A 19,546-nucleotide genomic window follows, 5' to 3' on the forward strand; every position below is an offset into this window, starting at 1 on the left:
CAGGCCAGGCGAAGCAAATTGCGCTGGCGCGCGCCAGCGCGCGGGCGATGAGCCGCGAAAGCACACATGTTTAAGAAGATCCTGATCGCCAATCGCGGCGAAATCGCGCTGAGGGTGCAGCGCGCCTGCCGCGAACTGGGCGTCAAGGCCGTGATGGTCTATTCCGAGGCCGACAAGGAAGCCAAGTACGTCAAGCTGGCGGAAGAGGCGGTGTGCATCGGCCCGGCGCCCTCGGGGCAAAGCTACCTCAACATGCCGGCCATCATCTCGGCGGCCGAGGTGACCGACGCCGAGGCCATCCACCCCGGCTACGGCTTTCTGAGCGAGAACGCCGACTTCGCCGAGCGGGTGGAGCAAAGCGGCTTTCAGTTCATCGGCCCGACGCCGCAGTCGATCCGCATCATGGGCGACAAGGTGTCGGCCAAGCAGGCCATGATCAAGGCCGGCGTGCCCTGCGTGCCGGGCTCGGATGGTGAACTGCCCGAGGATGCCGCCAGCATCCGCCGCATCGCCAAGGCCATCGGCTATCCGGTGATCATCAAGGCTTCGGGCGGCGGCGGCGGGCGCGGCATGCGCGTGGTGCACACCGAGGCGGCCCTGATCAGCGCCGTGCAGACCACCAAGGCCGAGGCCACCGCGGCCTTCAACAACCCGGCGGTGTACATGGAGAAATACCTCCAGAACCCGCGCCACGTCGAAATCCAGATCCTGGCCGACAAGCACAAGAACGCCGTCTACCTGGGCGAGCGCGACTGCTCCATGCAGCGGCGCCACCAGAAGGTGATCGAGGAAGCGCCGGCGCCGGGCATTCCGCGCCGCCAGATCGAGCGCATCGGCGAGCGCTGCGTGGCTGCCTGCAAGAAGATCGGCTACCGCGGCGCCGGCACCTTCGAGTTTTTGTACGAGAACGGCGAGTTCTACTTCATCGAGATGAACACGCGCGTGCAGGTGGAGCACCCGGTGACGGAATGGATCACCGGCGTGGACATCGTGCGCTCGCAAATCATGGTGGCGGCGGGCGAAAAACTGCCCTTCACCCAGCGGCAGATCCAGATCCGCGGCCACGCCATCGAGTGCCGCATCAACGCCGAGGATCCGTTCAAGTTCACGCCCTCGCCTGGCCGCATCACGCTGTGGCACCAGCCGGGCGGCCCGGGCGTGCGGGTCGACTCGCACGTCTACAACAACTACTTCGTGCCGCCCAACTACGACTCGATGATCGGCAAGATCATCACCTACGGCGACACGCGCGAGCAGGCCATCGCCCGCATGCAGACGGCGCTGCTGGAGACCGTGGTCGAGGGCATCCAGACCAACATCCCGCTGCACCGCAACCTGCTGGTGGACGCGCGCTTTCGTGAAGGCGGGACCAACATCCACTACCTCGAAAAATGGCTGGCCGAGCGCAGCAAGTAGCCACGCCTGCCAGCCCCATTTTTCAAGCCAAATCGACCTGCAGCCCGCGTCCGTCAAGCGCGAGCAGCTATATTTACTGTAGTTTCCGTGATGTTTGAACTGCGCCTGGTCTGCCCCGAATCGGCGGTCGAGCCGATCAGCGACGCGCTGCAGGCGCTGGACGCGCTCAGCGTCAGCGCCGAGGACGCCGACGCCGACACCCAGGCCGAGCAGGCCCTGTTCGGCGAACCCGGCCTGCCGCCACCGGCGCCCGGCTGGTCGCGCACCACGGTGGTGGCGCTGTTCACGCAGGAAGGCGCCGCGCGCGAAGCCGCCGCGCTGCTGGCCGCGCAGGACTTTTTTGCCGGCAGCCTGGTGCAGTCGGTGGCGCCGGTGCCCGAGCAGGACTGGGTGCGCCTGACGCAGTCGCAGTTCGACCCGGTGGCCATCACGCCCGAATTCTGGATCGTGCCCAGCTGGCACGAGGTGCCGGCCGCCGCCACGCGCGTGATTCGGCTCGACCCCGGTCTGGCCTTCGGCACCGGCACCCACCCCACCACGCGCATGTGCCTGCGCTGGCTGGCCGCGCATCCGCCGACGGGCCAGCGCGTGCTGGACTACGGCTGCGGCTCGGGCATCCTGGCCATCGGCGCCGCCCTGCACGGCGCCCGCGTGGTGGACGCGGTGGACATCGACCCGGCGGCCGTGCAGGCCACCCAGGCCAACGCGGCGGCCAACGGCGTGTCCATCCACAGCGGCCTGCCGGATGCGGCCCATGGCCTGTACGACACGGTGCTGGCCAACATCCTGGCCACGCCGCTGAAGGTGCTGGCGCCCCTGCTGTGCGCCCACGTCGCGGCCGGCGGCGCGCTGGTGCTGGCCGGCATCCTGGAGCGGCAGACCGAGGAACTGCAGCAGGCCTATCGCCCTTGGCTGGCCCTGCAGGTGGCCGACGCGCAGGACGGCTGGGTGCTGATGACGGCCACGCGCGCACGCTGAAGCGCCGGGCCGGCCGCGCGCCTGCCTACAATCGCCGCCATGCTTGCCGCCGCCAAAACGCCCTCGCCTCTGGCATGAGCCTGGTCACGCGCTGCCCCGCCTGCTCGACCCTGTTCAAGGTCGTGCCGGACCAGATTCGCATTGCCGCCGGCTGGGTGCGCTGCGGGCACTGCGGCGTGGTGTTCGATGCCTCGACGCACCTGCTGCCGCGTGACGCATCGACTGCCCCGGCACCCGTGGGCGCGCCCGCCGCAGAAACGACGGCCCGCGCGGCGCCGCTGCCGTCCGCCGTCACTTCGCCACCCATGCCCTGGGGCGAAGCATCCGCCGCGCCGCCGGTTGCAGCGGATGCCGCTGCACCAGCGCCGAGCATTGCACCGCGACCCGTCGCAGCGCCGGCAGTGGTCACGCCGCCCGCGGAACCCGCCCTGGTCGTGCCTGATATCCCTGCCGCGCTCGCCGCTGAGACGGACGATCGGCAGGCGACGGCGTGGACCCAGTCCACCGATCTCATCCGGGATGACTCGGCCGAGACCCCGTCGGCAACGGCGCCGAGTGCCGAGCCCGCCCTCGACGAGCCAGCCGAAGCACCGGATCCGGAGCCGTCCGATCTCCCCCTGCTGGACCCCGACCCCCTCGATCTCCACCTGGCCTACACGAGCCTCACCGAGCCGGCACTGCTCGATCCGCTGGAGGACGACGGGACCGCCCTGCCCGAACGCCCACGCCCCGACGATGAGCCCGCGTCGAACGTCGCGCCGCTGGAAGCGCCGCCCTCCTTCGTCGCCGCCGCGCGCCGGCGCGCGTTCTGGGCCTCGCGCCCGGTGCGCGCCCTGCTGTGGCTGGTCGCCCTGCTGGGCGTGCTGGCCCTGGCGGGTCAGTGGGTGATCGGCCAGCGCGACTGGCTGGCCGCGCGCCTGCCGCAGTCGGCGCCGGCCCTGCGCGCGCTGTGCGCCCCGCTGGGTTGCCAGATCAGGCCCTATCGGCAGCTCGACGCCATCGTCATCGATGCCTCGGCCTTCAACCGCGTGGCGGGGCCCGAGTTTCGCTTCAGCGTCAGCCTGCGCAACAGCGCCGACTGGCCGGTGGCCAGCCCGGCGCTGGAATTGATCCTGACCGACCGCGACAACCAGCCCCTGGTGCGCCGCGTGCTGGCCGCGGCCGAGCTTGGCGCGCCCCCCGCGCTGGCGCCACGCGGCGACTTCAGCGCCAGCCAGGGCGTGACGGTCGGCGCGCCGGTGGACGCCGCCGCGGTGGCGGGCTACCGCCTGACCGCCTTCTATCCCTGACCACCGACCCAACCCCTCCCCACACCATGGCAAGCCTGATTTGCGGTTCTCTCGCGTTCGACACCATCATGAGCTTCGAAGGACGCTTCGCGCAGCAGATCCTGCCCGAGCAGCTGCACATCCTGAACGTCTCGTTTCTGGTGCCCCATCTGCGCCGCGACTTCGGCGGCTGCGCCGGCAACATCGCCTACGCCATGCGCCAGCTGGGCGGCACGCCCCTGCCCATGGCCACGGTGGGGCGCGACGGCGCCGACTACCTGCAGCGCCTGCACGGCCAGGGCATCAGCACCGAGTTCGTGCGCGAGGTGGATGACACCTACACCGCGCAGGCCATGATCATGACCGACCGCGACAACAACCAGATCACGGCCTTTCACCCCGGCGCCATGATGCAGGCGCACGTCAACCGCATCGCGGCACGGCCCGACATCCGCCTGGGCATCATCTCGCCGGACGGGCGCGACGCCATGCTGCAGCACGCCGAGCAGTTTCATGCCGCCGGCATCCCCTTCGTGTTCGACCCCGGCCAGGGCCTGCCCATGTTCGATGGCGCCGAGCTGGCGCACTTCGTGGCGCTGGCCACCTGGGTGACGGTCAACGACTACGAAGGCCAGATGCTGTGCGACCGCATGGGCGTGACGCCGGCCGAGCTGTCACGGCGTGTGCGCGCGCTGGTCGTCACGCGCGGCGCCGAGGGCTGCGACGTGTGGGAGGACGGCGTGTGCACGCGCGTTCCCGGCGTTCAGCCGGCGCAGGTGGTCGACCCCACCGGCTGCGGCGACGCCTGGCGCGGCGCGCTGCTGTGGGGCCTGGAGCAAGGCTGGTCGATGGCGCGCTGCGCCGTGCTGGGCAACCGCCTGGGCGCGCTCAAGGTGGCGGCCAGCGGCCCGCAGAACTACACGGTCGATCGCGCGGCGCTGCTGCGCGAAGCCGCATAGCCCACTCCCCCAACCCAAGGGGCAAAGAAAAACCCGCACGCCGGGACCGCGCGTGCGGGTTGAGTGCGTCTGCCGACGCCCAGGCGCCGGCAGCGGCCGGGCCCGATCAGGGCTTGGCGGCCGTGGGGAAGGGCCACGCGGCCTGAGGGCTCAGCGTGGTCTTGGGCGCAGGGGCAGGCTTCTTGGCCGGCGCGGCTTTCTTGGCAGCCGCCTTCTTGGCCGGCGCCGCCTTCTTGGCGGCGACCTTCTTCACTGCCGCCTTCTTGGCCGGCGCCTTCTTGGCCGCGACCTTCTTGGCAACCGCCTTCTTGGCGGCAGCGACCTTCTTGTCTACCGCCTTCTTCAGGTTGCCGATGGCCTTCTTCACCGCCGCCTTCTTGGCAGCGACCTTCTTCACTGCCGCCTTCTTGGCCGGCGCCTTCTTGGCCGCGACCTTCTTCACCGCGGCCTTTTTGGCCGGTGCCGCTTTCTTGGCCACGACCTTCTTGGCCGGTGCCTTCTTCGCGGCCGCCTTCTTCGCGGGGGCTTTCTTCGCCGGTGCCTTCTTGGCCGCAGCCTTCTTCGCGGCGGGTTTCTTCGCAGTTGCCATTTTTTTCTCCTTGATCAAGTTGAACAATCAACAGCAGGAAACGCTTCGCGCCTGTTGGGACACGCGAAACGATTCATGACCCTGGACCGCGGTCCAAGGCCATGAACACGAACGCCGCCGAAAGGCGGCAGACGGGAAGCGCGCATGCGGCTCGTCACCCGTTCAATCCCATGACAGCGCGCCACCGGTCTGGTACTCGATGACGCGGGTTTCGAAGAAGTTGCGTTCCTTCTTCAGGTCGATCATTTCGCTCATCCAGGGGAACGGGTTCTCGGCGCCCGGGTAGAGCGCCTCCAGCCCGATCTGGGTGGCACGGCGATTGGCGATGTAGCGCAGGTAGCCCTTGAACATGGAGGCGTTCAGGCCCAGCACGCCGCGCGGCATGGTGTCCTCGGCGTAGCGGTATTCGAGCTCGACCGCGCGCTCGAACAGGGCCTTGATCTCGGCCTTGAACGCGGGCGTCCACAGCTGCGGGTTCTCCAGCTTGATCTGGTTGATCAGGTCGATGCCGAAGTTGCAGTGCATCGATTCGTCGCGCAGGATGTACTGGTACTGCTCGGCGGCGCCGGTCATCTTGTTTTGCCGGCCCAGCGCCAGGATCTGCGTGAAGCCGACGTAGAAGAACAGGCCTTCCATCAGGCAGGCGAAAACGATCAGGCTTTTCAGCAGCGTCTGGTCGGCCTCGGGCGTGCCGGTGCTGAAAGCCGGGTCCATGATGGCGTCGATGAAGGGGATCAGGAACTCGTCCTTGGCGCGGATCGAGGCCACCTCGTGGTAGGCGTTGAAGATCTCGGCTTCGTCCAGGCCCAGCGACTCGACGATGTACTGGTAGGCGTGGGTGTGGATGGCTTCTTCGAAGGCCTGGCGCAGCAGGAACTGGCGGCACTCGGGCGCCGTGATGTGGCGATAGGTGCCCAGCACGATGTTGTTGGCGGCCAGCGAGTCGGCGGTGACGAAGAAGCCCAGGTTGCGCTTGATGATGCGGCGCTCGTCCTCGGACAGACCGTTCGGGTCCTTCCACAGCGCGATGTCGCGGTTCATGTTGATTTCCTGCGGCATCCAGTGGTTGGCGCAGGTGGCCAGGTACTTTTCCCAAGCCCACTTGTACTTGAACGGCACCAGCTGGTTGACGTCGGTGTGGCCATTGATGATGCGCTTGTCGGCCGCGTTGACGCGGCGCTGACCCCCTTCGCTGCGCGCGGCGACCGGCGTCGGCGCCATCGGCTGCGCGGGCGTCCACGACGCCACCGGCTGCAGCCGCGGCTGCGGCGTGTTGCGTGCGCTGTCTTCGCTCCAGTTCAACATGATTTTTCCAATGCTCCGATTATGGGAGCAACATGACGAAATGCAAAGCATTCGTGCACGTTGAACTCCGCTGGATGACAAGAATGTGTTGCGGCCAGGCATCGCATCGCGCGACGAAGCCGCAACGCGCGATCACTGGCAGGCCTCGCAACCGGGATCGTCGATGGCGCAGAACTTGATGTCGGTGGCGGCCTCGACGGCGTCGAGCGTGCTCTCGGGCGCCGCCGCCGCATGGCTGGCCTGCAGGCCGCCGTCGCGCTCGTGGCTGCTCGGCACGGCGTTCAGTCGGCCCGACTGGATGGTGGACTTCTCGGCCTGCGTGGCGCTGGTGGTGCGCAGGTAGTAGGTGGTCTTGACGCCGCGCAGCCACGCGAGCTTGTAGGTGTCGTCCAGCTTCTTGCCCGAGGCACCGGCCATGTAGATGTTCAGGCTCTGCGCCTGGTCGATCCACTTCTGGCGCCGCGCGGCGCACTCCACCAGCCACTGGGGCTGCACCTCGAAGGCGGTGGCGTACAGCTGCTTGATGTCGGCGGGTACGCGGTCGATGGCGGCCAGCGAGCCGTCGAAGTGCTTCAGGTCCATCACCATCACCTCGTCCCACAGGTTCAGGCGCTTGAGGTCGCGCACCAGGTGGTGGTTGATGATGGTGAACTCGCCCGACAGGTTGCTCTTGACCGACAGGTTGCCGAAGCACGGCTCGATCGAGGCGTCGACGCCGACGATGTTGCTGATGGTGGCGGTGGGCGCGATGGCGATGCAGTTGCTGTTGCGCATGCCGTCGCGCCCGATCTTGGCGCGCAGCGCGTCCCAGTCCAGCGTGGCCGAGCGGTCCACCTCCACGTAGCCGCCGCGCGCCCGCTCCAGCAGGTCGAGGGTATCCAGCGGCAACACGCCGCGCTCCCACAGCGAGCCCTTGTACGACGCATAGCGCCCGCGTTCGGCCGCCAGTTCGGTCGAGGCCCAGTAGGCGTGGTAGCAGATCGCCTCCATCGACTGGTCGGCGAACTGCACCGCCTGCTCGCTGGCGTAGGGAATGCGCAGTGCGTACAGCGCATCTTGAAATCCCATCACGCCCAGGCCCACCGGGCGGTGGCGCAGATTGGAGTCGCGCGCCTTCTTGACGGCGTAGTAATTGATGTCGATGACGTTGTCGAGCATGCGCATGGCCGTCTGCACGGTGCGCTGCAGCTTGGCGTGGTCGATGTGCCCGTCGGTGATGTGGCGCGGCAGGTTGACCGAGCCCAGGTTGCACACCGCGGTTTCGCTGTCGCTGGTGTTGAGCGTGATCTCGGTGCACAGGTTGCTGGAATGCACCACGCCGGCGTGCTGCTGCGGCGAGCGGACGTTGCAGGCGTCCTTGAAGGTGATCCAGGGATGGCCGGTCTCGAACAGCATCGAAAGCATCTTGCGCCACAGGTCGACCGCAGGCAGGGTCTTGCTGGGCTTGATCTCGCCGCGCGCGGCCTTTTCCTCGTAGGCGACGTAGGCCTGCTCGAAGGCGGTGCCGTATTGGTCGTGCAGGTCGGGCACGTCGGACGGCGAAAACAGCGTCCACGAGCCCTTTTCCATCACGCGGCGCATGAACAGGTCGGGCACCCAGTTGGCGGTGTTCATGTCGTGCGTGCGGCGGCGGTCGTCGCCGGTGTTCTTGCGCAGCTCCAGGAATTCCTCGACGTCCAGGTGCCAGGTCTCCAGGTAGGCGCAGACGGCGCCCTTGCGCTTGCCGCCCTGATTGACGGCCACCGCCGTGTCGTTGACCACCTTCAGGAATGGCACCACGCCCTGCGACTCGCCGTTGGTGCCCTTGATGTGGCTGCCCAGGGCGCGCACCCGCGTCCAGTCGTTGCCCAGGCCGCCGGCATACTTGGACAGCAGGGCGTTTTCCTTGATCGATTCGTAGATGCCGTCCAGCTCGTCGGGCACCGTGGTCAGGTAGCAGGAGGACAGCTGCGAGCGCCGCGTGCCGCTGTTGAACAGCGTGGGCGTGCTGCTCATGAAGTCGAAGGACGACAGCACCTCGTAGAACTCGATGGCGCGCGCCTCGCGGTCGATTTCATGCAGCGCCAGGCCCATGGCCACGCGCATGAAGAAGGCCTGCGGCAGTTCGATGCGTTGCTTGCGCACGTGCAGGAAGTAGCGGTCGTACAGCGTCTGCAGGCCCAGGTAGTCGAACTGCAGGTCGCGCTCGGGCTTGAGCGCCGCGCCCAGGCGCGCCAGGTCGAACTGCAGCAGGCGCTCGTCCAGCAGTTCGTGCTCGACGCCGCGCTGGATGAAGCGCGGAAAGGATTCGGCATAGGCGCCGGCCAGCTCGGGCAGGCCCACGTCCTCGCCCAGCACCTCCTGCGCGATGGTGTGCAGCAGCAGGCGGGCGGTGACGAACGTGTAATCCGGCTCCTGCTCGATCAGGGTGCGCGCGGCCAGGATGGCGGCCTTGTAGACCTCCTCGATGGGCACGCCGTCGTACAGGTTGCGCAGGGTCTCGGCCAGGATGGGCGCGGCGCTGATCTCGGCGCTCAGGCCGGCGCAGGCCTGAGTCAAAAGGGCTTGCAGCCCAGACAGATCAAGCGCAATGCGCTCATTATTTTGTAGTACATGCAGCACCTGCGCCGCCGCGGCCGGGGCGGCCTTGTGCTGCGCGCGCTCCTGCGCGCGGCGCTCGCGATACAGCACATAGGCACGCGCCACCTCGTGGTGGCCGCCGCGCATCAGGGCCAGCTCGACCTGGTCCTGCACGTCCTCGATGTGAAAGGTGCCACCGGCCGGCCGCGAGCGCATCAGCGCGCGCACCACGGTCTGGGTCAGCTCGTCGACCAGCTCGCGCACGCTGGCCGAGGCCGCGCCCTGCGTGCCATGCACGGCCAGAAAGGCCTTCATCATCGCCACGGCGATCTTGGCCGGCTCGAAGCGCACGACGGCGCCGTTGCGCCGCATGATCTGGTAGTGGGTCAGCGGGTTGGCGGTGGCGGCCACGGGCTCGATCGGGGCAGCGGGCGTGACGGGCACGGTGAAGGGCGCGGTGCTGCGGGCAGTTTGCATGCGTGTCTCTCGGAGGGTGCGAAGGGGTCTCAGACGGCTCGAAGCAGGTGCCGGACGCGGGCTTGTGGTGTTTTTTTGCTTCGGGTGGACACACTATATCTAGTGTTTTATCAAAGCACAACACACAAGCTATGGTGTATGGCGGATTTTCCACGCGCAGCGACAACGGCGACCAGTCACGGCCTCCGCATGCGCGGGCGCGGGCTCAGCCCAGCACGCCGTCGGGATAAAAGGCGCGCGGCCAGCGCAGCGCGCGCTGCAGCGCGCGCCAGTCGAAGCCGGGGCCGGGGTCGAGCTTGCGGCCGGGCGCGACGTGCTCGTGGCCGGCAATGGCGTCGATCGGACAGTGACGCCGCAGGTCCTTGCACAGGCGCGCTAGGCTGGCGTATTGGGCGGGCTCGAACGCGCCGCCTTCCAGGCCTTCCAGCTCGATGCCCACCGAGTAGTCGTTGCAGTTGGCGCGCCCGCGATGGCTGGATGTGCCGGCGTGCCAGGCGCGCTCGTCGGTGCTGACGAACTGCCACAGCGCGCCATCGCGTCGGACGAAGAAATGCGCCGACACCTGCAGGCCGCGCAGGCCCTGGAAGTAGGGGTGCGCATCCCAGTCCAGCGTGTTGGTGAACAGCGCCTGCACCTGCGCGCCGCCGAACTCGCCCGGCGGCAGGCTGATCGAATGCACCACGATCAGCGAGACGGCGACACCCTCGGGCCGCGGCCCCCGGTTAGGCGACGGCAGCGCCTGCGCCGGCGCGTACCAGCCCTGCCGCCAGGGCGCGTCAGCGCGGAGCCGGCGCTGGGGCGCCATCGTCTTCGGCCCATGGAATGCCCAGGCGCTGCAGGCGCCAGCGCAAGGGGCGCGCGGCCAGGCCCAGGCGCTGCGCGGCCGCCGCCAGATCGAGGCCCGACTCATGCAGCGCCTGCATCAGCAGCTGCCGCTCCTGCCCGTCCAGCCACGCCGCCAGGCCCTGCCCCGGCGCCGACGCCGGGCGATGCGGCGCCGCCGGCGTCAACGGCACGGCCGCAGGCAGCGGCGCGGGCTGCGACGGCACCGCGCCGCGCGGCATCTCATCCAGCGGGGCCAGGTCGCCCAGGTTGGAGTCGCGCGCGCCGCCCAGCGCCACCGCGCGGTACAGCAGGTTCTCCAGCTCGCGCACATTGCCCGCCAGCGGCGCCCGCATGATGGCGGCCAGCTGCTCGGGCGCCAGCTCGATCGCCGGCACGCCCGACTCGTGCGCGATGCGCGCCAGCAGCACCTGGCACAGCGCGGCGATGTCCTCGCGCCGCTCGCGCAGCGGCGGAATGGCGATCTCGATCACGTTCAGGCGATAGAACAGGTCTTGGCGAAAGCTGCCGCCGTGCACCGCCGCCGCCAGGTTCTTGTGCGTGGCGCTGACGATGCGCACGTCCACCGGTTCTTCCTGCGTCGCACCCAGCGGGCGCACGCTGCGCTCCTGGATGGCGCGCAGCAGCTTGGCCTGCATGGCCAGCGGCAAATCGCCGATCTCGTCCAGAAACAGCGTGCCGCCGGCCGCGGCCTGAAAGAAGCCCTCGCGGTCCTGCACGGCGCCGGTGTAGGAGCCCTTGCGCGCGCCGAAGAATTCGGCCTCCAGCAGGTTGTCGGGAATGGCGCCGCAGTTGACCGGCACGAAGGGCCCGGCGTGGCGATGGCTGCAGGCGTGCACCGCGCGCGCCACCAGCTCCTTGCCGGTGCCCGATTCGCCGTGCACCAGCACCGGCGCCATGCTGCGCGCCACCTTGGCCACGCGCCGCTTGACCGAGCGCATGGCCGCCGACTCGCCCACCAGGCGCGCCAGCGCCGCCTGGCCCGGCCCGGCGTCTTCCTCCGGCGGCGGCGCCGTCGGCCGGGTGTCCGCCGCCGGCAGCGGCGCCGGTGCCGTCACCGGCTCGGGCGCCTGCAGGGCCGACTGCACGACGGCGCGAAACTGGCGCAGATCGACCGGCTTGGTCAGGTAGTCGAAGGCACCGCTCTTGAGCGCCTCGACCGCGTTCTCGGGCGAACCGTAGGCGGTGATCATGATGCAGCGCTCGCGCCGCTGGCCAGCCGCCAGATAGCGCAGCAGGCCCAGGCCGTCGCCGTCGGGCAGGCGCATGTCGGTGATGACGGCGTCGAAGTCTTGCTCGGCCAAGCACTGGCGCGCCTGCGCCAGCGTGCCGGCGGTGCGCACCTGGTGCCCCTCGCGCAGCAGGGTCAGTTCGTACAGCGTGCACAGGTCGGGCTCGTCGTCCACCACCAGGATGCGCGCGGGCGCGGCCCGCTGCGGATTCGCACTCATGAAAAGCTGGACTCCCCGAAGCTGGAAGGGCCGAAACGGCCCGGCGCCCGTCGCATCTCGATGCTGAACGCATTGCCTTCCACCGGCTGCCCCGCGCGCTCGCGCACCGTGCGCTCGTGGGACAGCACCGCGCCGTGGCGCTCGCACAGCTCGCGGCAAATGAACAGGCCCAGCCCGCTGGAGCGGCTCTCGGACGACGAGAAGGGCTCGAACAGATGGCGCTGCACGATGGGATCGAGCGGCGCGCCGTCGCTCCACACCCGCAGCAGCACCGGCCCGTGGCGAATCGCCTGCGTCGTCACCTGGATGGCGCCGGGCTGCGCGCTGGCGTAGCGCGTGGCGTTGTCCAGCAGGTTGACCAGCAGGCGGCGCAGGTGCTCGCGCGCGAAGTGCACCGCCAGATCGGGCGCCAGCAGCTGCACCTGCAGGCGGGCGCCGGCGCCATGCTGCGCGGCCCACTCGGCGCAAAAGGCCTGCGTCTCGTCGTTCAGCACCAGGCCCTCGGTCTCGTCGGCCAGGCCAGGCGCGCGCGCCACGTCCAGCACGTCGTCCACGATGTGCGCCAGCCGGCCGGTGTTCTGCCGGATCATGTCCGTCAGGCGCTGCTGCGCGGGCTCGGCCAGCTCCTCGGCCAGCAGGGCGTTGGCCTGGCTGATGGCCGCCAGCGGGTTGCGAAATTCGTGCGCCACGGCGGCCGACATGCGGCCCATGGACGCCAGCTTCTCGGTGCGCAGCTGCGCCTGCATGCCGCGCAAGTCCTGCAGGAACATCACGCACAGCCGGGCCTCGTGCTCCACGCCCAGCGAGGGCGTGCGCTCGGTGCGCACCTTGAGCTGGCTGGCGGGCTGGTCCTCGTGGTGCAGGATGATCTCGATGCCGTCCACGTCCTGGCCCTCGAAGGTCAGTCGCACCAGGTCGGCCAGCTGCACCCAGGCGGGATGGTCGGTCAGGCGAAACACGCCCGGCGTCACCTCCAGGTCCGAACCCAGCATGCCGTGCGCCGCCGGGTTGGCCGCGTGCACGACGCAGCCGGCGTCGACCACCAGCACGCCGTCGGCCATCGACTCGATGACCAGGTTGTTGACCAGCGACTGCATGCGCACCTCGGCGCGGCCGCGCGCCGTCAGCTGCTGCTCGCGCGCCAGGCGCAGCGCCAGGGTGTTGGTCAGCCACGCCAGCGCCAGCAGGCCGCAGCCCATCAGGCCGGCCTGGGCCACCTCGGCGGTGCTGGCCCACAGGCCGGCGCGCGCGCCGATCACCGCGTCGCCCAGCATCAGCAGCGCCGCCAGCGCCGCCGTGCCCAGCGCCAGCGTGCGCGTGCCCAGGATGGCGGTCATCAGCACCGGCAGCGCCAGCAGCGGCGTGTAGCGAATGCCGGCCGCGATCTCCTGCGTCATCAGCACCGCCACGAACAGCAGGTCGGCGCCGGCGGTGTAGAACCACTGGCCGTCGAACGAACGCCCCGGCCCCTGCGGCGTGGCGCGCCAGCGCTCCAGCGCCGTCAGCACGGCGTAGGCGCCGGTCAGCCAGAACACCCAGGCCGGCACCGGCTGCGCCAGCGCGTTGGCGCTCAGCTGCAGCGCCAGCAGCGCCAGCGCCAGCAGCAGGCGCGCCGACATGAAGGCCTTCCACAGGCGCACGAAACCACCACGGTCGGCCGCCGGCGTGCCGGGCCAGGCCGGCACCGCGTGCGTCGGCACCACCACGGGGGATGCGCCGGCGTCGAACCAGCCCGAGCGCGGCCAGCCCGAATCGGCGCGCCGCGCACCCGTGGCCGCCGACGTGCGCGAAGGCGCCCACTCAGCCACCTTCGGCCTCCCGGCGGTGCGCCTCGCAGCAATAGAGTCCGGCGCGCCCGCTCACCGCGCTGGACTGCGGCACGTGCACGCCGCAGCGGGCGCAGGCCACCATGGGCTGAACCGCACCGTCGGACCGGGGCGGCGGCGGCGCCGGGGGCGCATCCAGGCGCCGCCCGCGCCGCCACAGCCAGACGCCGAACAGCACCACCAGCAGGACCACCAGCGCCTTCATGGCGCGCGCCCCAGCAGCACTTCCATCACGAAACGCGAACCCACGTAGCCCAGCAGCAGCAGGCCCGCGCCGACGTCGAGCATGCGCACCGCGCGCCGGCCGCGCCAGCCCAGGCGCCAATGGCCCAGCAGCAGCGCGGCAAACACGATCCAGGACAGCAGCGTAAACACGTTCTTGTGCGTCCAGCGCCAGCCCACGTGCGCCGGGCCGTACAGCTGCTCGCCGAACAGCAGGCCCGCCACCAGGGTCAGGGTCAGCAGCACGAAGCCAGCGCCGATGAAGCGAAACATCAGCCGCTCCAGCGTCAGCAGGGGCACGCCCGCGTCCTGCCCCGGCGCGGCCTGGCGCATCTGGCGCTCGGCGCGCGTCATCAGCCAGCCGTGCGCCACGGCGGCGGCAAACAGGCCGTAGGCCGACAGGCCCAGCGCGGAGTGCAGGCCCAGCAGCGGCGAGGACGTGGCCGGCAGCGGCGCGCCCGGAAACAGCAGCGCCAGCACGATCGCCAGGCTGCCGAAGCCGGCCAGGGCCCAGCGCGCGGGCAGGCGCGGATACAGCCGCCGCTCGATGACATAGACGGTGAGCGCCAGCCACACGGTGATCGACAGCGACTGCGCAAAACCGAAGCGCGGCGGGTGCGTCAGCTGCACCCAGGCCAGTTGCGCGCCGTGCAGCAGCCAGGCCAGGGTCAGCACGCGCCGCGCGCTGACGGCGCCAATGGCGCGCGCCGCCAGCGCCGGCACCGCATAGGCCACGGCCGCCGCCAAGCCCAGCAGCCACGCGACGGAGGAGGCACTGGCTAAAATCATGGCCACAGTTTAGCGGTTGCCCCGGCGCGGCCGACCGCCGCTACGCCGCCTTTTTCGTCCCACCTACCGCACGCGCGTTCGCGCCGCGCCCCCTCGCATGGCCTCCACCCTCACCGACAAACTTTCCGGCCTGGTCAAGAAGATCAGCGGCCAGGCGCGCATCACCGAAGCCAACGTGCAGGACATGCTGCGCGAGGTGCGCATGGCCCTGCTGGAGGCCGACGTGGCGCTGCCCGTGGTGCGCGACTTCATTGCCCGCGTCAAGGACGAGGCGCTGGGCCAGGAGGTGCTGGGCAGCCTCAAGCCTGGCCAGGCGCTGGTGGGCATCGTCAACAAGGAGCTCGCCGCCACCATGGGCGAGGGCGTGAGCGATCTGAACCTGGCGGCGCAACCGCCGGCGGTGATCCTGATGGCCGGCCTGCAGGGCGCCGGCAAGACCACCACCACGGCCAAGCTGGCGCGCCATCTGATCCAGAAGCGCAAGAAGAAGGTGCTGACGGTGTCGGGCGACGTCTATCGGCCGGCCGCCATCGAGCAGCTCAAGACCGTGACCGCGCAGGCCGGCGCCGACTGGTTCCCGTCCAGCCCCGAGCAAAAGCCGGTGGACATCGCCCGCGCCGCGCTGGACCACGCGCGCAAGCACTTCTACGACGTGCTGCTGGTGGACACCGCCGGCCGGCTGGCCATCGACGAGGCGCTGATGGCCGAGATCAAGGCCCTGCACGCGGCGCTGAACCCGGTCGAGACCCTGTTCGTGGTCGACGCCATGCAGGGCCAGGACGCGGCCAACACCGCCCGCGCCTTCAAGGAAGCGCTGCCGCTCACCGGCATCGTGCTGACCAAGATGGACGGCGATTCGCGCGGCGGCGCGGCGCTGTCGGTGCGGCAGATCACCGGCGCGCCGATCAAGTTTGCCGGCGTCAGCGAGAAGATCGACGGCCTGGAAGTGTTCGACGCCGAGCGCCACGCCGGCCGCATCCTGGGCATGGGCGACGTGCTGGCGCTGGTCGAGCAGGTGACGGCGGGCGTCGACATCGAGGCCGCCAAGAAGCTGGCCGAGAAGGTCAAGAGCGGCAGCGGTTTCGACCTGCAGGACTTTCTGGGCCAGTTGCAGCAGATGAAGCAGATGGGCGGGCTGTCCAGCCTGATGGACAAGCTGCCCACGCAGATGGCGGCCAAGGCCAGCGAGGCGGATCTGAGCCGCGCCGAAAAGGACGTGCGCCGCAAGGAAGGCATCATCAACAGCATGACGCCACAAGAGCGCCGCAAGCCCGAGCTGCTCAAGGCCAGCCGCAAGCGCCGCATCGCCGCCGGCGCCGGCGTGCAGGTGCAGGAGGTCAACCGCCTGCTGAAAGAGTTCGAGCAGATGCAGGGCATGATGAAGCAGATGAAGGGCGGCGGCCTGATGAAGATGATGAAGCGCATGGGCGGCATGAAGGGCATGAAGGGCCTGATGGGCGGCGGCATGCCCCCGCTGCCGCCAGGCGGCAAGCTGCCCTTCTGAGCACGGCTTCAAGCCAAATTTGGCTCTGGCCCGCTCGGGACAAGCGCGAGCAGCTATTGATTAATGAGCGCACCGCGCCATGCCGCCAAGGTGACGGCCCCGCGTACCGCTTGGTCGTAAGCTGCGGGCCTTCCCGTTTCACCGCAGGCTGCACCACCATGACCCCCACCGCCTCCACCCCGCCCGCCGACGGCTGCATCGACACCCAGGTCGTCGACGACCACATCCTGCTGATCGGCATCAACCGCCCGGCCAAGCGCAACGGCTGGACGCCCGTGATGTTCCGCCAGCTGGCCGAGGCCTACACCCGCCTGGACGACGATCCCGCCCTGCGCGTGGGCGTGCTGCACGCCTTTGGCGACCACTTCACCGCCGGGCTGGACCTGCCGGTGGTGGCGCCCTATCTGCAGCGCGGCGAGGAGCTGGTGCCCGCTGGCCTGGTCGAGCCCTACAACTACGGCCAGCCCGGCTACCGCCGCCGCCAGAAGCCCATGCTGGTGGCCGTCCAGGGCATTTGCTACACCGTGGGCATCGAGCTGATGCTGGGCGCCGACATCGTGGTGGCGGCCGACGACTGCCGCTTCTCGCAACTGGAGGTGCAGCGCTGCATCATGGCCACCGGCGGCGCCACGCTGCGCATGTCCGAGCGCGCCGGCGTCGGCAACGCGCTGCTGCACCTGCTCACGGCCGACGTGTTCGACAGCGCCGAGGCCTGGCGCTGCAACTTCGTGCAGAAGGTGGTGCCCGCGGCCGAGCTGATGGACACGACCCTGACGCTGGCCCGCCGCATCGCCGCCCAGGCCCCCGCCGCCGTGGTTGCCACGCGGCTGAACGTGCTGAAGGCGATCGAGCTGGGCCAGGCCGCCGCCGTGGCCGACTTCGTGCCGGTGCAAAAGCTGCTGGCCGCCAGCGAGGACGCCGCCGAGGGCGTGCGCGCCTTTGTCGAAAAGCGCCCGGCGCGCTTTACCGGGCGCTGAGGCTCAGTCGCTCAGGACTTCAGGGCCGCCAGCGCGTCCTTCACGTCGGCTGCGCTGAGCACCTCCGAGAACACCTTCGGCGCCTGCCCCGGCGCCAGCAGCACGTACACCGGCACGCCGCTGCGGCCCAGCCGCTGCAGCTCGGCGCTGATGACCGGGTCGCGCCGCGTCCAGTCGGCGCGCAGGGTTTGCACGCGCGCGGCGTCCATGGCGGCCAGCACCTCGCCGTTGGCCAGCGTGGTCTTCTTGTTGTACTGGCAGGTCACGCACCAGGCAGCGGTGAAGTCGACGAACACCGGCTGGCCCTGGCCCAGCAGCGCCTGCACGCGCTCGGGCGACCAGGGCTGCCAGCGCTCGCCGGCCGCCGGCGCGGCCTGGGCCTGCAGCGCCGCCGGCTCGGCGCCGCGCAGCACGGCGGGGCCGATGGCCTGGGCCAGGAAGGCGCCGAAGGCCAGCGCCACCGACGCGATCAGCCAGCGCGTGCGCCCCGCCAGGCCCAGCGCCCACAGCAGCAGCGCCAGCGCCACCCACAGCGCCAGCAGCGCGCCGGCACCGTCGATGCCGCTTTGCTGTCCCAGCACCCACAGCAGCCAGACGGCGGTGCCGAACATCGGAAAGGCCATGAACTTCTTGAACACGTCCATCCACGCGCCGGGCTTGGGCAGCGCGCGCGCCACCGCCGGCAGCCAGCTGGCCGCCAGATAGGGCAACGCCATGCCCAGCCCCAGGGCGGCAAACAGCGCCAGCGCCTGCGCCGCCGGCAGCCCCACGGCCAGCCCCAGCGAGGCCCCCATGAAGGGCGCCGTGCAGGGCGAGGCCACGGCCACCGCCAGCACGCCCGACAGGCCGGCATCGACCACCGGATGGCGTGCCTGCAGCGTGGCCACGCCGCTGGGCAAAAACTGGCCGAACTCGAACACGCCCGCCAGGTTCAGCCCCAGAACGGCAAACAGCGTGCCCAGCAGCGCCACCACCAGCGGCGACTGCAGCTGAAAGCCCCAGCCCAGCTGCTCGCCGGCGGCGCGCAGCGCCAGCATCAGCGCGCCCAGCGCAACAAAGGACAGCACCACGCCCGCGCTGTAGGCCAGGCCGCTGATGCGGTGCGCGCGGCGGTCATCGCCATGCCTGGCAAAGCCCAGCACCTTGATGGCCAGCACCGGAAACACGCAGGGCATGAGGTTGAGCAGCATGCCGCCCAGCAGCGCGCCCAGCAGCGCCCACGTGAAGGTGCCCGCCGGCACGGCCGCTGGCGCGGCGGGTGGTGCCACGGCCGGGCCGCCGCCCGCCGCCCCGCGCGCCGCATTGGCGGCCAGCGCCGCCTCCAGCGCGGGGGACATGGCAGCCACCGGGGCCGGTGCGGGCCAGGCGCCGCTGACGGTGGCGTCGGCGCGCCAGCCCTGGCCGTCGTCGGTCACCAGCACCAGCGGCAAATCGGCCGGGCTGTCGGCGCGGTCGGGCGACAGCGGCACGTCGGCCGTCCACACGGCGCCGTCCCAGCGCTGCGTCCAGCTGCGCGGGCCGGGCGCGTCGCCCCGGGTGGCGGCGGTCAGCAGGATGTTGGGCGTTTCGGGAAACAGCTCCAGCGCCTGGCCGCGCACTGCCTCGGGCAGGCCGCTGATGCGCACCTGCAGCCGCTCGCCGGCCACCTGCACCTGCTGCGCGCCCGTCAGCTCGGCGGGCTGGCTCTTCAGCGCCGCCTCGAAGGCGCCGCCGTCCAGCGCGGTGGAGCTGCGCAGCGGCAAGCGCAAGGCAAACTCGCCCTCCTGCGGGATGCACTCCTGGCGGCACACCAGCCAGCTGGCCTTCAGGCCGATGTCCATGGCCTCGGTCAGCGGGCCGGGCTTGTACTCGGGCGTGACGATCAGCGGCACCGGCAGCAGCACCGTGCCCTCGTAGCCGTAGTTGGCCAGGTTGGCGATCGGGATCTTCTTGGGCAGCGGCCAGGCGATGTCGCCGGCCATCACGCCGGGCGGCAGCGTCCACTGCAGCTCGGTGGGCAGGCCCGAGTCGCCCGAGTTCTTCCAGTAGGTGTGCCAGCCCGGCTGGTGCGTGATCTGCAGGCCGACCCAGACCGTGCCGGGCGCGCCGCTGGCCGCCGCGCCGGTGGCCACGCCCTGCGGCGCCCAGGCCAGCAGCCGCGCCTGCACCTGCTCGGTGTGGACTTCGGATTTGGCGCCGATTTGAGCTGCAGCGCCCGTGGGGAAAGCGCCAACAGCTATCAATAAAGCAGCAAAAACCAGGGAGATCAGGGTGCGCAGCGCGTTCATCGGTGGGTATTTTCGGCCATCCGGTCAGAACGCGCGCGAACGCCGAGGTTCCCGACCGCCCCGCAAGCCCATCGCGCGCTGCAAGGGCGGCGCAGGCGTGATAAGTTTGGCCCTGT

Annotated in this window: 15 protein-coding genes; 6 read left to right on the plus strand and 9 right to left on the minus strand. The window is 70.2% G+C overall.

Annotation, left to right across the window (positions count from 1 at the left end):
- Positions 1 to 66 precede the first annotated feature (66 nt).
- From accC to ACWHMB_RS16310, 4 genes are all read left to right on the plus strand, one after another.
- Entirely contained in the window at positions 67 to 1,416 is a 1,350-nt protein-coding gene (gene accC / locus ACWHMB_RS16295; protein WP_293225857.1) for an acetyl-CoA carboxylase biotin carboxylase subunit, read from the plus strand.
- 90 nt (positions 1,417 to 1,506) lie between these two features.
- On the plus strand, positions 1,507 to 2,394 hold the full coding sequence (prmA, locus tag ACWHMB_RS16300) for a 50S ribosomal protein L11 methyltransferase (RefSeq protein ID WP_377485073.1): 888 nt from the start codon (positions 1,507 to 1,509) through the stop codon (positions 2,392 to 2,394).
- A 74-nt stretch (positions 2,395 to 2,468) separates the two neighbouring features.
- Positions 2,469 to 3,683 (plus strand): zinc-ribbon and DUF3426 domain-containing protein, encoded by a 1,215-nt coding sequence (locus tag ACWHMB_RS16305; RefSeq protein WP_377484990.1) that lies wholly within the window; start codon positions 2,469 to 2,471, stop codon positions 3,681 to 3,683.
- Positions 3,684 to 3,709: 26 nt separating this feature from the next.
- The gene (locus tag ACWHMB_RS16310) at positions 3,710 to 4,621 is read left to right on the plus strand and encodes a carbohydrate kinase family protein (protein WP_377484992.1); all 912 of its coding nucleotides are present in this window, start codon (positions 3,710 to 3,712) and stop codon (positions 4,619 to 4,621) included.
- A gap of 106 nt (positions 4,622 to 4,727) precedes the next feature.
- On the opposite strand, the gene ACWHMB_RS16315 is transcribed toward ACWHMB_RS16310, so the two are convergent.
- The 8 genes from ACWHMB_RS16315 to ACWHMB_RS16350 form a co-directional block, all read right to left on the minus strand.
- A complete protein-coding gene (locus ACWHMB_RS16315) occupies positions 4,728 to 5,210 on the minus strand; it encodes a histone H1-like repetitive region-containing protein (protein ID WP_293225866.1) in 483 nt (160 codons plus the stop codon).
- Positions 5,211 to 5,372: 162 nt separating this feature from the next.
- Positions 5,373 to 6,515 (minus strand): ribonucleotide-diphosphate reductase subunit beta, encoded by a 1,143-nt coding sequence (locus ACWHMB_RS16320; RefSeq protein ID WP_377484994.1) that lies wholly within the window; start codon positions 6,513 to 6,515, stop codon positions 5,373 to 5,375.
- A gap of 132 nt (positions 6,516 to 6,647) precedes the next feature.
- Positions 6,648 to 9,551 carry a ribonucleoside-diphosphate reductase subunit alpha gene (locus ACWHMB_RS16325; RefSeq protein WP_447648591.1) on the minus strand — a complete coding sequence of 968 codons (2,904 nt, stop codon included), beginning with the start codon at positions 9,549 to 9,551 and terminating at the stop codon, positions 6,648 to 6,650.
- Between the two features lie 205 nt (positions 9,552 to 9,756).
- Complete coding sequence (gene ampD / locus ACWHMB_RS16330) at positions 9,757 to 10,356, minus strand: 1,6-anhydro-N-acetylmuramyl-L-alanine amidase AmpD (RefSeq protein ID WP_293224690.1); 600 nt, start codon at positions 10,354 to 10,356, stop codon at positions 9,757 to 9,759.
- Positions 10,328 to 11,845: a sigma-54-dependent transcriptional regulator gene (locus ACWHMB_RS16335; protein WP_377484999.1), complete on the minus strand. Its 1,518-nt coding sequence runs from the start codon at positions 11,843 to 11,845 to the stop codon at positions 10,328 to 10,330. The genes ampD and ACWHMB_RS16335 overlap by 29 nt, the downstream gene beginning before the upstream one ends.
- Positions 11,842 to 13,653, minus strand: a complete 1,812-nt coding sequence (locus ACWHMB_RS16340; RefSeq protein WP_377485001.1) for a sensor histidine kinase — start codon at positions 13,651 to 13,653, stop codon at positions 11,842 to 11,844. The genes ACWHMB_RS16335 and ACWHMB_RS16340 overlap by 4 nt, the downstream gene beginning before the upstream one ends.
- Complete coding sequence (locus tag ACWHMB_RS16345) at positions 13,646 to 13,876, minus strand: PP0621 family protein (RefSeq protein WP_293224684.1); 231 nt, start codon at positions 13,874 to 13,876, stop codon at positions 13,646 to 13,648. Before ACWHMB_RS16345 ends, ACWHMB_RS16340 begins: the two co-directional genes overlap by 8 nt.
- Positions 13,873 to 14,682 (minus strand): cytochrome C assembly family protein, encoded by an 810-nt coding sequence (locus ACWHMB_RS16350; RefSeq protein ID WP_377485004.1) that lies wholly within the window; start codon positions 14,680 to 14,682, stop codon positions 13,873 to 13,875. The genes ACWHMB_RS16345 and ACWHMB_RS16350 overlap by 4 nt, the downstream gene beginning before the upstream one ends.
- A 97-nt stretch (positions 14,683 to 14,779) precedes the next feature.
- Between ACWHMB_RS16350 and ffh the strand changes: the two genes are divergently transcribed.
- The gene (ffh, locus tag ACWHMB_RS16355) at positions 14,780 to 16,186 is read left to right on the plus strand and encodes a signal recognition particle protein (protein WP_377485006.1); all 1,407 of its coding nucleotides are present in this window, start codon (positions 14,780 to 14,782) and stop codon (positions 16,184 to 16,186) included.
- Between the two features lie 158 nt (positions 16,187 to 16,344).
- Positions 16,345 to 17,163, plus strand: coding sequence for a crotonase/enoyl-CoA hydratase family protein (locus ACWHMB_RS16360; RefSeq protein ID WP_377485008.1), 819 nt, complete (start codon positions 16,345 to 16,347; stop codon positions 17,161 to 17,163).
- A gap of 11 nt (positions 17,164 to 17,174) precedes the next feature.
- Here ACWHMB_RS16360 and ACWHMB_RS16365 read toward each other — a convergent pair whose 3' ends face one another.
- Positions 17,175 to 19,430, minus strand: a complete 2,256-nt coding sequence (locus ACWHMB_RS16365) for a protein-disulfide reductase DsbD family protein (RefSeq protein WP_377485010.1) — start codon at positions 19,428 to 19,430, stop codon at positions 17,175 to 17,177.
- Between the last annotated feature and the right edge of the window lie 116 nt (positions 19,431 to 19,546).

This window comes from Ottowia pentelensis (assembly GCF_964341695.1).